Annotated in this window: 11 protein-coding genes; 5 read left to right on the top strand and 6 right to left on the bottom strand. The window is 73.7% G+C overall.

Annotation, left to right across the window (positions count from 1 at the left end; translation table 11 throughout):
• Nucleotides 1-103: 103 nt before the first annotated feature.
• On the bottom strand, nucleotides 104-1,306 hold the full coding sequence (locus tag ACF9IK_RS28240; protein WP_395296900.1) for a methyltransferase: 1,203 nt from the start codon (nucleotides 1,304-1,306) through the stop codon (nucleotides 104-106).
• A 97-nt stretch (nucleotides 1,307-1,403) separates the two neighbouring features.
• Here ACF9IK_RS28240 and ACF9IK_RS28235 point away from each other — a divergent pair, with 97 nt between their 5' ends.
• Together ACF9IK_RS28235 and ACF9IK_RS28230 are read left to right on the top strand one after the other, a co-directional pair.
• Complete coding sequence (locus ACF9IK_RS28235; protein ID WP_395296899.1) at nucleotides 1,404-1,805, top strand: VOC family protein; 402 nt, start codon at nucleotides 1,404-1,406, stop codon at nucleotides 1,803-1,805.
• 82 nt (nucleotides 1,806-1,887) lie between these two features.
• Nucleotides 1,888-2,262 (top strand): RNA-binding S4 domain-containing protein, encoded by a 375-nt coding sequence (locus ACF9IK_RS28230; protein WP_395296898.1) that lies wholly within the window; start codon nucleotides 1,888-1,890, stop codon nucleotides 2,260-2,262.
• Between the two features lie 409 nt (nucleotides 2,263-2,671).
• On the opposite strand, the gene ACF9IK_RS28225 is transcribed toward ACF9IK_RS28230, so the two are convergent.
• A complete protein-coding gene (locus ACF9IK_RS28225; protein WP_395296897.1) occupies nucleotides 2,672-3,571 on the bottom strand; it encodes an SAM-dependent methyltransferase in 900 nt (299 codons plus the stop codon).
• 248 nt (nucleotides 3,572-3,819) lie between these two features.
• Here ACF9IK_RS28225 and ACF9IK_RS28220 point away from each other — a divergent pair, with 248 nt between their 5' ends.
• The 3 genes from ACF9IK_RS28220 (at nucleotide 3,820) to ACF9IK_RS28210 (ending at nucleotide 6,997) form a co-directional block, all read left to right on the top strand.
• Nucleotides 3,820-4,761, top strand: a complete 942-nt coding sequence (locus ACF9IK_RS28220; RefSeq protein ID WP_395296896.1) for a polysaccharide deacetylase family protein — start codon at nucleotides 3,820-3,822, stop codon at nucleotides 4,759-4,761.
• A 92-nt stretch (nucleotides 4,762-4,853) separates the two neighbouring features.
• Nucleotides 4,854-5,852, top strand: coding sequence for a ketopantoate reductase family protein (locus ACF9IK_RS28215; protein WP_395296895.1), 999 nt, complete (start codon nucleotides 4,854-4,856; stop codon nucleotides 5,850-5,852).
• Nucleotides 5,853-6,127: 275 nt separating this feature from the next.
• Entirely contained in the window at nucleotides 6,128-6,997 is an 870-nt protein-coding gene (locus ACF9IK_RS28210) for a 3-hydroxybutyryl-CoA dehydrogenase (protein ID WP_395296894.1), read from the top strand.
• Between the two features lie 69 nt (nucleotides 6,998-7,066).
• Here ACF9IK_RS28210 and ACF9IK_RS28205 read toward each other — a convergent pair whose 3' ends face one another.
• From ACF9IK_RS28205 to pheS, 4 genes are all read right to left on the bottom strand, one after another.
• The gene (locus ACF9IK_RS28205; RefSeq protein ID WP_395296893.1) at nucleotides 7,067-8,158 is read right to left on the bottom strand and encodes a sugar ABC transporter substrate-binding protein; all 1,092 of its coding nucleotides are present in this window, start codon (nucleotides 8,156-8,158) and stop codon (nucleotides 7,067-7,069) included.
• Between the two features lie 239 nt (nucleotides 8,159-8,397).
• Entirely contained in the window at nucleotides 8,398-9,234 is an 837-nt protein-coding gene (locus tag ACF9IK_RS28200) for a chitosanase (RefSeq protein ID WP_395296892.1), read from the bottom strand.
• A gap of 176 nt (nucleotides 9,235-9,410) precedes the next feature.
• Nucleotides 9,411-11,912, bottom strand: a complete 2,502-nt coding sequence (gene pheT, locus ACF9IK_RS28195; protein ID WP_395296891.1) for a phenylalanine--tRNA ligase subunit beta — start codon at nucleotides 11,910-11,912, stop codon at nucleotides 9,411-9,413.
• Entirely contained in the window at nucleotides 11,912-13,033 is a 1,122-nt protein-coding gene (pheS, locus tag ACF9IK_RS28190) for a phenylalanine--tRNA ligase subunit alpha (RefSeq protein WP_395296890.1), read from the bottom strand. Before pheS ends, pheT begins: the two co-directional genes overlap by 1 nt.
• Between the last annotated feature and the right edge of the window lie 214 nt (nucleotides 13,034-13,247).

The raw sequence follows: 13,247 nt of genomic DNA, 5'->3' as shown, positions 1-13,247 counted from the left end.
TGAATATACGCAGTACGGAACATTCATGCAAGGAGTATGCGGCGAACCCACGGGCCCGGGCCGGACGGGATCCGGCGCCCGAGCGGGGGCGCCGGAGGAGGCCTCAGCGCTTGACGGCCTTGAGGACGACGAACTTGGGGTTGCCCGCCACGAGTTGGCAGTTGCCGAAGAGCCGGCGCAGCTTGACGTGGTAGCCGAGGTGCCGGTTGCCGACCACCCAGAGCTCTCCGCCGGGGCGCAGGGCGCGGCGGGCGCCGGTGAACATCCGCCACGACGTGGCGTCGGTGGTCGCCTGGTGGGAGTGGAACGGCGGGTTGTTGAGCACCAGGTCCACCGAGCCGGGGGCGACGGTGCCCTCGGCGAGCGCGTCGGCGGTGCGGAACTCGGCCGGGGCGTCCGGGCCGAGGTTGGCCCGGAAGGTGGCCTCGGCCGAGGCCACCGCCTGGTGGGACTCGTCGACGAAGACCAGCTCCGCGCCGGGGCTCGCCAGCGCCGTGGCGGTGCCGACCACGCCGTTGCCGCAGCCGAGGTCGACCACGCGGGCGCCGGGGGCGGCGGTCGGCAGGTGGCCGAGGAAGAAGCGGGTGCCGATGTCGAGGCGCTCGGCACAGAAGGTGCCGGCGTGGTTGACCACGGTGCGCCCGGAGGCCGGGCCGATGTCGCCGGGCAGGGCGTAGGTGTGCGGCCAGGGGTTGGGGCCGGGGTCGAGCGCCGGGTCGGGCGTGCAGAAGATCAGCCGGGCCTTGCGGACCGCGAGTGAGGTGCGGGTCGGTCCGAGGATGCGCTCGAAGAGCCGGAGCGTGGAGGTGTGGATCTCGGTGACCATGCCGGTGCCGACCACCACGGCGCCCGGGTGGAGCGCCGGGGCCAGCCGGTGCAACTGGTCCTCCAGCAGGGCAAGGCTCTTGGGCACCCGGACCAGCAGGACGTCGATGCGCTCCGGCGGGGTGTCCCGGGTGGTGAGCAGCCGCGCCTCGTCGGGGGCGGCGCCGGCCCGGGCCAGGTTGGCCAGCGTGGCCCGGCGGCCGAGGTGCGAGTCGCCGATCTGGATCGGCGCGTGGGCGGCGAGTGCCGTGGTGAGGGCGCCCCAGCGGTCGCCGAGGACGGCGACGGTACGGCCGGTGAGATCGGTGGCGGACCCCGCGGCGCTGTCGGCCTCGCCGGCGAGGTGGCGCAGCAGGTACTCGTCTGCGGCGTCCCAGGCGCGCAGCCGCTCGCGCGGGTCCTCCGGGTAGCGGGTGAGGTCGAAGACGCCCCACGGGGTCGTGAAGGGGGTGGCGTCGGCGGGCGTGCTGAGGCGGTTCATCGTGGTCTCAGGCTAGCCGACCACCGGGCGGTGGCCGCCCGGGCGGCCGATACTGGAGGGGCCCGACCGGAAGGGACCGACCGGAAGGGGCTTGGGCATGGACTGGAAGCTCGAAGTCGTGGTGGTGCCGGTTTCGGACGTGGAGCGGGCCAAGTTGTTCTACGAGGAACAGGCCGGTTTCACGGTGGACCACGACACCCGGATCCGTGACGGGGTCCGGGTGGTGCAGCTGACGCCGCCGGGCTCGGGGTGCTCGATCGTGGTGGGGACCGGGGTCACGGAGGCGCCGCCGGGCTCCCTGAAGGGGCTGCAGCTGGTGGTGCCGGACATCGACAAGGCACACGGCGAACTGGTCGCGCGGGGCGTGGAGGTGAGCCCGGTGCAGCACTTCGAGGCCGGCGCCCGGGTGGACGGGCGCGGCGGGGACTGGAACTCGTTCGTGTTCTTCAACGATCCGGACGGCAACGGCTGGGCGGTCCAGGAGTCGCCGCCCGGCTAGGGGGCCGGGGTCGCACGCGCGCCCGGGTGGCCCGTACGCGCCGGGCTCGGTGGGCCGGGCACCGCCTCGGTAGGCTCGGAGGATGGTCGAAGACGAGGGAAGCGTCCGGGTCGACAGCTGGATCTGGTCGGTCCGGCTGACCAAGACGCGCGCACTGGCCGCGGCCGCCTGCCGGGCCGGGCACGTTCGGGTGAACGGGGAGCGGGCCAAGCCCGCGCAGGCGTTGAAGCCCGGGGACGAGGTCCGGGTCCGCGAGGAGGGCTACGAGCGGGTCGTCGTGGTGAAGCGGCTGATCCGCAAGCGGGTCGGGGCCGGGGTCGCCGCCGAGTGCCTGGTGGACAACAGCCCGCCGAGGCCGCCGCGCGAGCTGACGCCGGCCGCCGGCGTGCGGGACCGGGGCGCCGGGCGCCCCACCAAACGGGACCGCCGCGAACTGGACCAGCTGCGGCGGTCGTAGCGCGCGGCCGGGTGCGCCCTGGCCCACCGGCCCCGGCCGACGGGGCCGAGCCCACCCACCCCGGGGGAGTCGGTCGCATCCCCGGGACAGGTCGGGCCGACGGGCCTCGCCCTCGGAGCGGTTGACGAAGGAGCCGCGGAGCCCGCTCTCGCCCGGGGTCTCATGCTTCGCACGCCGGCACCGGCCCGCGCCGGCCCGTCGCGGCGGCTTCCGCCCGGCGCACCGACGTCCGCTCCCTGCCGCGCCCCCGTCGCTGACCGGTTGTCAGTCGCGGGGGCTAACGTCACGGATGGACGGGGGACGGCCCGGTCCCGGCGCTCGGAGGGAGGCGCCGGGGCCGGTTCACCGTGCCCCGGCGACCCTCACCGACCGAGCGGGCCACGACCGGGACGAGCGCGCCGCGAGGTGGTCAGCGCTTGACGGCGACGCCGGCGTAGGCGGAGACGTCCTGCCAGCCCTCGGGCAGGTCGGTGGTGGGGACGTGGCCGGCTTCCGGTCGCCAGAGCGGGAGTTGGACCAGGCCGGGGCCGGCGAACTCGAAGTCGCCGAAGAACGGCTCCACCGCGGCGCGCGGGCGCAGTACCAGCGGGGCGCTCGCGCTCTTGTAGATCCGGGCGCCCTCGGCCGCGCTCTCGCGCGAGGCGAAGTCGGGGCTGCCGTGGGAAAGGATCAGCGCGCTTCCGGGCGCGAGCGCGTCGCGCAGGGTCCGGACGATCGCCTCGGCGCCGTCCTCGTCCCGGACGAAGTGCAGCACGGCGACGAGCATCAGGGCGACCGGCTGGTCCAGGTCGACGGCGGCGCGCAGGCCGGGGTGGTCGAGGATCGAGGCCGGGTCACGCAGGTCGGCCTCGACCACCGAGGTGTGGCCGGCCTTGTGGCTCGCCAGCAGGGCGCGGGCGTGGGTGGCGACGATCGGGTCGTTGTCGACGTAGACGACCCGGGCGTCCGGGACGACCCGCCGGGCCACCTCGCTGGTGGAACCGACGGAGGGGATGCCGGTGCCGATGTCGACGTACTGGCGGATGCCCCGGCCGGCCGCGTACTCGACGGCGCGGCCGAGGAACTCACGGTTGGTGCGGGCCAGCAGCGGCAGCGCGGGGTAGGCGGCGATGGCGGCCTCGGCCGCCTTGCGGTCGGCCTCGAAGTTGTCCTTGCCGCCGAGGTAGTAGTCGTACATCCGGGCGGTGTGCGGAACGCCGGTGTCGAGCTCGGTCGGCGGCTCCCAGTCGTCGGCCCTGGCCCACTCCCAGTCGCTGCCGATGCCGGTACCTGTACCGGCGGCCGCCGAAGCGGTGCTGTCCTCGTGCATCCTGGTCCGTCCCCCTGTACTCGCTTCCGGAATCCGCTGCCGGATCGGCCGCCGCGGCGCAACTCCCCCGGAACACGCGGCGCGCCGTGATCGTATCCGACGGCCTGGCCCGGAAACAGCGGGAGTTCGGGTTTATCCGGTGCCGTACGGCGCGCGTGTGTGCACGATGTGTGTGCACGCCGGCGTCCGGCCGGGGGCCAGGCCCTCGAATCGCCCGCGGACCTGAGCCGTCTCTATGCTGGCTGCCGATGACTGCCGACCGGATGATCTCCGACCGCCGCACCCTGCTGCGCACCACCGCCAGACTCGCCGTGCTGGCCGCCGGGGGCGGGCTGCTCGCCGCGTGCGGCGGCACCGGCCCGCGCCGGGCCGACCCGGGGGCGCTCGCCGTGCACCCCGGCACCGTCGACCCGGCGGGCGGGGACCCGGCCGCGGTGGACCCGGCCTGGTCGGGCGGTGAGGGGCCGGCCTCCCCCGCACCGGCCGTCTCCCCCTCCGCGGACCCGCAGCCGAGCGCCGCGGCGGCGACCGCCACGACGGCCACGCCGCCGAGCCCGCCGGTGCTGCCGCCGCTGCCCCCGGGCACCCCGCTGGAGGTCGTGTACGGCCCGCGCACCGGCAAGAACGTCGCGCTCACCGTCCACGGCAGCGGCGACCCGAAGCTGGCCACCGCCCTGCTGGAGATCGCCGAGCAGCGCGGAGCCGGGCTGACGGTGATGGCCGTCGGCAGCTGGCTGGACCAGCAGCCGCAGATGGCCCGGCGCATCCTGGACGGCGGCCACGAGCTGGGCAACCACACCCAGAACCACCAGAACATCTCGGCGATGAGCCCCGACCAGGCACGCGCCGAGATCGCCCAGTGCGCGGAGCGGCTGCAGCGCCTGACCGGCTCGATCGGCCGCTGGTTCCGCCCCTCCGCCGCCCAGTACGCCACCCCGATGGTGCGCGAGCAGGCCAAGGCGGTCGGCTACGCGCACGTGCTCTCCTTCGACGTCGACCCGCGCGACTACGGCGACCCGAGCGCGGCGGAGCTGCAGCGCCGGGTGCTGACGTCGGCCAAGGGCGGCTCGGTGGTCGCCCTGCACATGGGCCACCAGTGCACGGTGGACGCGCTGCCCGGCATCCTGGACGGCCTCGCCAGGGCCGGGCTGAAGCCGGTCACGGCCAGCCGGCTCTTCACGCCGGCCTAGGACCCACGCCGGCCCGAGGGCGGTCCGGGGCGGGGCGCCGGGCGTCCCGGGGGTGCCTGCCCCCGGCCCCGTCGCCGTGCCATGCTTCCGCCATGCGCTACATCATCGTCGGGGCGGGTGCGGTGGGCGGCACGATCGGTGCCCGGCTGCACGAGGGCGGGCACGAGGTGGTCCTGGTGGCACGCGGGGCGCAGCTCGCCGCGCTGCGTGAGGACGGTCTGCGATTCGGAACGCCGGAGGGCCTTCGGACGCTGCGCATACCGGTGGCGGACGGCCCCGAGGACGTGGCGCTGCGCGAGGACGACGCCCTGGTGCTGGCCGTGAAGACGCAGGACAGCGCCGCCGCACTGGCGGCGTGGGCACCGCGTCCGGTGGCCGGCGGCGGCACGGCCGGCGAGCGGCTGCCGGTGCTCTGCGCGCAGAACGGGGTGGAGAACGAACGGCTCGCGCTGCGGCTCTTCCGCCGGGTGCTGGCGGTGTGCGTCTGGTTGCCGTCGGGGTTCGTGGAGCCGGGCCTGGTCACCGCCGCCGGGACGCCGGTGAGCGGGGTGCTGCGGATCGGCGGCTACCCCGCGGGCCTCGGCGGCGCGACGGCCGCGGCGGTGGCGGCCGACCTGGCGGCGTCCGGGTTCGGCGCGCCCGTCGACGCCGCCACGATGGACTGGAAGTACACCAAGCTGCTGGGCAACCTCGGCAACGCGCTGGACGCGGTGGCCGGCCCGGTCGAGGGCGATCCGCTCGACGGCCTGCGCCGCCGGGTGATGGCGGAGGGGGCGACGGTGCTGGCCGCGGCGGGCATCGCGCACCACGACCCGCAGGAGCAGGCCGCGCTGGCCGGGGAGGCGATGACGATGGGGCGGGTGCCGGGGGTCGGGCGCAGCGGCAGCTCGTCCTGGCAGAGCCTGGCGCGCGGCACCGGCTCGATCGAGGCGGACCACCTCAACGGCGAGATCGTGCTGCTCGGCCGGCTGCACGGGGTGCCGACGCCGCTCAACGGGGCGCTGCAGCGGCTGGCGAACGCCTTCGCGCGGGCCGGGCGCGAGCCCGGTTCGCTCACCGCCGGGGAGCGGCGGGCGCTGCTGGAGCTCTGACGCCCGCCGGCGCGACGCCCGGCCGCCGCGGGGCGACCGTCCCGCTTCCTGTCCGGCAGGGGACGGGGCGGGGCCCGGGCGCACGGGCGGGATCGGCCGTCTCACCCGTCCGGCCCATCCGGGGAGGGGATGACCTACCGGCCGGTACGGAGTAGTAACGTCGTCGAGGCGGTTCACGGGTGCCCGGATTCCGGTGCTCCCCACCGCTGAACAGCAGCTTGCTGGGCCACCTGTCGCTGGGGCCGCACACCCCAGCACCATCGAAGGGCAACTGAGTGAGTGACATCGCGCGCGTCGGAGTGATCGGCTGCGGTCTGATGGGGTCGGGCATCGCGGAGGTGTTCGCCCGGGCCGGGCTGGACGTCCTGGTGTCGGAGGCCAGCGGGGAGGCCCTGGAGTTCGGCCGCACCCGGGTGACCAACTCCCTGGAGACGGCCGTCAAGCGGGGCAAGCTGACGGTGGGGCAGCGCGACGAGGCGCTGGCCCGGCTGACCTTCACCACCGACCTCGCCGACTTCGCCGACCGCGACCTGGTGGTCGAGGCCGTCGCCGAGCGCGAGGACATCAAGGTCCAGATCTTCCAGACGCTGGACCAGGTGATCGAGCGCAGGGACGCGATCCTCGCCTCCAACACCTCGTCGATCCCGATCGTGAAGCTGGCCGCCGCCACCACGCGCCCGGAGCAGGTCATCGGCCTGCACTTCTTCAACCCGGCGCCGGTGCAGAAGCTGGTCGAGGTGATCCCCACCCTGACCACCTCGGCCACCACCACCGAGCGGGTCGAGACGTTCGCCACCGAGGTCCTCGGCAAGGAGCCGATCCGCGCCCGCGACCGCGCCGGGTTCGTGGTGAACGCCCTGCTGGTGCCGTACCTGCTCTCGGCGGTGCGGATGTTCGAGTCGGGCGTGGCCACCGCCTCCGACATCGACAAGGGCATGGAGGCCGGTTGCGCCCACCCGATGGGCCCGCTGCGCCTGTGCGACCTGATCGGCCTGGACACCATCGTGTCGATCGCCGAGTCGATGTACGACGAGTACAAGGAGCCGCTGTACGCCGCTCCCCCGCTGCTGTCCCGGATGGTCGACGCGGGCCTGCTGGGCCGCAAGTCCGGCCGCGGCTTCTACGACTACACCGCGAGCGCCTGACCGGCTGCGGTGCCCCTCCCCGATCGGCCGGGAGGGGCACCGGCCACGGCCGCTCGGCGCCGGCCGCCGCTACTTGACGCCGGCCGCCGCGCAGGCGTCCGCGTACTCCGGGGTGCAGATGTCGGCCGCCTTGTAGAGGCCGCCGCCGACCACGGTCACCTGGACCTTCGGCTTGGTCACCACGATCGGCGTGAGCAGCAGCGAGGGGATGTGCTCCCCTCCGCTCTCGGTGAGCGAGCTCGCGGAGGAGCTGATGTCCATGCCCTCCAGCAGCTGGACGGCGATGCTGCCCGCCGCCTCGGCCTCGGGCTTGTACGGCTTGTAGATGGTGTAGGTCTGCTCGCCGATGAGCACCCGGCGCACCGCGTCGATGGACGCGTCCTGGCCGCCGACCGGCACGTTCTTGAGGCCGGCCGCCTTGAGGGCGTCGACGACCGCCGCGGCCATGCCGTCGTTGGCCGCGTAGACGGCCTGGATGCCGTCCTTGCCGAGGGCCTTGATGGCCTCGTTCATCTTCGCGGTGGCCACCTCCGGCTTCCACTCGCCGGACTGCTCATAGGCGATCTTCTTGACCCGCCCGTCCAGCGCGCGGTGCGCGCCGGCCTTGAACATCGCGGCGTTGGGGTCCGTCTCGGCACCGTTGATCATCACCACGTTCGCGGCGGCCGCCTTCGGCCCGAGGGCGTCCAGCAGGGCCTGGCCCTGCAGCTCGCCGGTGCGCTGGTTGTCGAAGGAGACGTACGCGGCGACCTTGCCCTCGGCGAGCCGGTCGTAGGCGACGACCTGCACGCCCTTGGCGGCGGCGGCCTCGACCCACGGGGCGGTGACCTTGGCGTTGACCGGGTCGAGCAGGATCACCTTGACGCCCTTGGCCAGCAGCTGGTCGAACTGGCTCTTCTGGGCGGTCTCGCTGCCGTTCGCGTTGGCGTAGTCGACCGTGCACCTGGGGCAGAGGCCGGTGACCGTGGACTCGATCAGCGGCCGGTCGAAGGCCTCGTACCGGGTGGAGGAGGCGTTCTCCGGCAGCAGCAGGCCGATGGTCTTGTTGCCGCCGGCGGACGGCTTCTGCGCTCCGTCGTCCTGGCCGCAGGCCGCGAGGGTGAGCGCCAGCGACAGCGCGACCGCCGTGCCGGCGGCCGCTCGACGGGTTGGTCTGTTCATGGTGGGTGATGCCTCCTGTACTGCGCCGCGTCATACGGCAGAGGACGGAGTCTCCGTGCCACTACACCGTGCCGTCAATAAGTGAAGGCTTCTTCGAGATGTGTTCTGCTCGATTCGTTATGGAGTGAAGGAAGCGTGCACATCCTCCCAGCTCGGCTTGCAGCCCCCGCCGCCCCGTTCTCCACATGCCGAAGGGGTGGGAGCGCGCACCCTCCCACCCCTTCGCCGACCGTCCGGTCTCAGCTGTTGATGGCGTAGCTGTCGCCGTAGACCTTCCACTTCAGCGGCGGGTTGAGGTCGAAGTTCTTCGCGTTCAGGAAGACCGCCTGCTCGGTGTCGACCCGGCTGGTGTCGGCGTGGGCCTCCTCCTGCTTCATGACCACCTTGCGGGCCGCCAGGAACGCCTTCAGGTACGTGGCCTCGTCGCCGCCCTGGGCCGGGGTCTTGGCCTTCTTCATGGCCGCCTTGCGGATGCCTCCGAAGCTGTCCGAGCTGCTGCCGGGGCCGTGCATCACGATGGCGTCGTAGTAGGCGAACTGGCCGAGCGCGCGCAGGCCGTCGGCCTTGGCCTGGCTGACCGCCGGGTTGAAGTAGACCCGGTCGCGCTCGTCGTCCTGCGCCTTCCGGAAGACGCCGTCCTTGGCGGCGGTGGCCCAGTCGCGCTCGAAGGCGGAGCCGAGGCCGGAGTGCGAGTCGCTGCCGTTGACCTTGCGCAGCGCCGGGAGGTACTTGGCCAGGACGTTGCCGGGCTTGAGGTCGGTGTAGTGCTCGACCAGCTCCAGCATGTCGCCGGTGCCGGAGCAGAAGCCTATGATGCCGGCGGTGTAGCCGCGGCCGTCCTTGATGTCCTCGATGTACTTGTACTGGGCCTTCCAGTCCAGCGAGGAGTTCTCGGCGCTGGACACCAGCTGCATCGCGATGTCCTTCTTGTGCGGGTCGTCGAGGCCGACGGCCTTGACCTGGACGGCGGCCGGGGCGGGGGCGGCGGCTGCGACGTCGGCCGCCGCCACGGCGGCGGGGGCGGCGATCAGCAGCGCCGCGAGGGCGACGCGGACGGTGCGGTGCTTGGGTTGCATCTGACGCTCCGTGGTTTCCGTGGGCACGCGGGCAGGGGGCACCCGGCGCCGAGGTGTTAGGAAACTTTCCTAACGAGATTGAAGCGAACACGCCCAGCCCGGCGCAAGGGGTCTGCCCCTTCAGGCACGCGAGGGGCCCCGACCGGACTTCCCGGTCGGGGCCCCTCGACCCTGCGTCAGGCGCCGCGCAGCACCGCGCCCGTACGGGCCACGGCCTCGGCGACGGCGGCCTCGCGCGCACCGCTGGCCTCGTCGGCGGTCAGCGTCCGGTCGGCGGCGCGGAAGCGCAGCGCGTACGCCAGCGACTTCTTGCCCTCGCCGACCTGCTCACCGGTGAAGACGTCGAACAGCCGGATGTCCTCCAGCAGCTCGCCGGCACCGGCCTTCAGCGCGGCCTCCACCTGGGCGGCCGGGACGGCGGTGTCCACGATCAGCGCGACGTCCTGGGTGGCCACCGGGAAGGCCGAGACCGACGGGCCGGAGACCCGCTCGGCGCCGTCCTCGGTGAGCAGGTCCAGGTCGATCTCCATCGCACCGGTGCGCTCCGGCAGACCCAGCGCCTTGACCACGCGCGGGTGCAGCTCACCGGCGTGACCGACCACGCGGTCGGTGCCGGCCACGACCAGCTCGGCGCAGCGGCCCGGGTGCCACGGGGCCAGCTGGCCCTGGCGCACGGTCAGCTCCACGCCGGCCGCGCGGGCGACCGTCCGGCCGGCCTCGACGGCGTCGGCCCAGCTCGCCTGACCGCCCTTGCCCCACCAGCCGGACGGCAGTCGCTCGCCCGCGAGGGCGACGGCGACCCGGCGCGGCTGGTGCGGCAGCGCGGCGTCCAGCGCGGCCAGCTCCTCGGCGCTCGGCCGCCGGTCGACCGCCGGGCGCGGCGCGACCGACAGCTCGTCCTTCGGCAGGAAGACCGTGCCGGTCTCGAAGACCGCCAGGTCGGTGTTGCCGCGGCCGATGTTGCGGCGCAACGCCCCGAGCAGACCCGGCAGCAGCGTGGTGCGCAGCGCCGGCTCCTCGTCGTTGAGCGGGTTGACCAGCTTGACCGTGCGGCGGCGGCGGTCGTCGGCCTCCAGGCCCAGCCCGTCGAAGGCGGCCCCGCCGACGAACGGGTAGTTGTTGACCTCGACGTAGCCGGCGCCGGCCAGCGCCACGCCCACCCGGCGGTGGGTGCGCTGGGCGTCGGTCAGGCCCTTGCCCGGCGGAACGGTGGGCATCCGGGCGGGGACGTTGTCGTAGCCCTCCAGCCGGATGACCTCCTCGGCGAGGTCGTACGGGTCGGTGAGGTCGGGGCGCCAGGTCGGCGGGGTGACCTCCAGGACGTCGGCGCCCGCGACCGAGCAGCCGATCTCCTGCAGGCGCCGGGTGACGGTCTCGCGGCCGTACTCGGTGCCGGCCACCCGGTCGGGCAGGTCGGCGGCGATGGTGATGGTGCGCACCGGGTGCGGGGCGGCGATGTCGGTCACACCCGCCTCGGCGGTGCCACCGGCGATCAGCACCAGCAGGTCGACGGCGCGCTGCGCGGCGGCGCGGGCGGCCTCCGGGTCTACGCCGCGCTCGAAGCGCTTGGACGCCTCGGACGGCAGCTTGTGCCGCTTGGCGCCGCGGGCGATGGCGACCGGGTCGAAGTGCGCCGCCTCGATGATCACCTCGGTGGTGCCCGGGCCTGCGGCCGGGTCGAGGATCTCGGTGGAGGCGCCGCCCATGACGCCGGCCAGGCCGATCGGGCCGCTGTTGTCGCAGATCAGCAGGTCCTCGGGGGACAGCTTGCGCTGCACGCCGTCGAGGGTGGTGAGGGTCTCGCCCTGCTCCGCCCGGCGGACGGTGATCGGGCCGTCGACGCGCTGCTTGTCGTACGCGTGCAGCGGCTGGCCGACCTCCAGCATCACGTAGTTGGTGATGTCGACGGCCAGCGAGATGGGGCGGATGCCCGCCTTCTGGAGGCGGCGCTGCAGCCAGATCGGCGACTTGGCGTTCGGGTCCAGGCCGACCACGGTGCGGGCGACGAAGCGGTCGCAGCCGGCCGGGTCGTTGACCTTGACCAGGTAGCCGAAGGAGTTGGCCGGCGGCACGTCGAGCAGCGCCGGGTCGGCCAGCGGCAGCCCGTACGCGGCGGCGGCCTCGCGGGCGACGCCGCGCATCGAGAGGCAGTAGCCGCGGTCCGGGGTGACGGCGATGTCCAGCACCTCGTCGACCAGCTGGAGCAGCTCGATCGCGTCGGTGCCGGGCTCGTACTCGGGCGGCAGCACGATGATGCCGTTGTGGTCGTCGCCCATGCCCAGCTCGCGCGCCGAGCAGATCATGCCGGCCGAGGTCTGGCCGTAGGTCTTCCGCGCGGAGATCGGGAACGGGCCGGGCAGCACGGCGCCGGGGAGCACCACGACGACCTTGTCGCCGACGGCGAAGTTGGTCGCGCCGCAGACGATCTCCTGCGGCTCGCCGGTGCCGTTGGCGTCGCCGACGTTGACGAAGCAGTGCCGGATGGGCTTCTTGAAGCCGCTCAGCTCCTCGATCGAGAGCACCTCGCCGACCACCAGCGGACCCTTGAGGTCTCCGCCGAGCTGCTCGACCGTCTCGACCTCCAGGCCGGCGCGCACCAGGCGCTCGGCCACGTCGCGACCGGTCTCGCCGGCCGGCAGGTCGACGTACTCGCGCAGCCAGGAAAGCGGGACGCGCATCAGATCTCCATCCCGAACGGGAGGGTGAAGCGGACGTCACCCTCGACCATGTCGCGCATGTCGGCGACGTTGTGGCGGTTCATCAGGATTCGCTCCAGGCCCAGGCCGAAGGCGAACCCGCTGTAGCGGTTCGGATCGACACCGCAGGCGACCAGCACCCGCGGGTTGACCACGCCGCAGCCGCCGAGCTCGATCCAGCCCTCCGAGGAGCAGGTGCGGCAGGGCTTGTCCGGGTTGCCGACGGACTCGCCGCGGCAGACGAAGCACTGCAGGTCGATCTCGGCGCTCGGCTCGGTGAACGGGAAGTACGAGGGCCGCCAGCGCAGCTCCAGGCCGTCGCCGATCAGCTTGGAGACCAGCAGCTCGATGGTGCCCTTGAGGTCGGCGAAGGTGATGCCCTCGTCCACGGCCAGGCCCTCGACCTGCCGGAAGACCGGGGTGTGGGTGGCGTCCAGCTCGTCGGTCCGGTAGACCCGGCCGGGGCAGACGACGTAGATGGGAGGCTCGCGGTCGAGCATGGTGCGGGCCTGGACCGGGGAGGTCTGGGTCCGCAGCACGACGCCGGAGTCGGCGCTGCCGTCCGGGGCCTGGACGAAGAAGGTGTCCTGCATCGAGCGGGCCGGGTGGTCCGGGCCCAGGTTGAGGGCGTCGAAGTTCAGCCACTCGGCCTCGACCTCGGGGCCCTCGGCGACCTGGTAGCCCATCGCGACGAAGGTGTCCTCGATGCGCTCGGCCAGCGTGGTCAGCGGGTGGCGGGCGCCGCGCGGCGCGCGGTCGTAGGGCAGCGTGACGTCCACCGCCTCCTCGACCAGCACGCGGGCGTCCCGCTCCGCCTCCAGCTCGGCCTGGCGCTTGGCGAGGGCCTGGTTGACGGCGCCGCGGGCCTGGCCGATCAGCTTGCCGGCGGCGGCCTTGGCGTGCGGGGGCAGGGCGCCGATCTCGCGGTTGGCGAGGGAGAGCGCGGAACGGTCGCCGGTGTGGGCGACCTTGGCCTGCTTCAGCTCGTCGAGGGAGCCGGCGGCGGCGAACGCGGCGATCGCCTCGTCCCGGGCCTGCTCCACCGCCTCGGGCTTGAGGGCCTCGACCTCGACCGGGTCGTACGACTTGTTGGGTGCCGACATCTCTATCTTTCCCGTGCTCCTGCTCGTCCGTGCTCAGGTGAAGGGGGGCCAACGCCTTTCGCGTCACACCCTGCGTGGCCGGGGCACGGGCAGCCCCCGCCTCGACGGCCAGGGGGGTTGTCCGCGGCACGGCCGCGCAGGGCGTTGCGCAACGCCAAAGGTCGAGTGTAGTCGCAGCGCGTAGCGCGACCGTCGTCAAGCCCCGTCGGGCGAC

This window comes from Kitasatospora hibisci (genome assembly GCF_043950205.1).
Classification (GTDB): Bacteria; Actinomycetota; Actinomycetes; order Streptomycetales; family Streptomycetaceae; genus Kitasatospora; species Kitasatospora hibisci.
The sequence above is the reverse complement of the archived record's forward strand: the minus strand, read 5'-3'. Positions and strand labels throughout refer to the sequence as shown.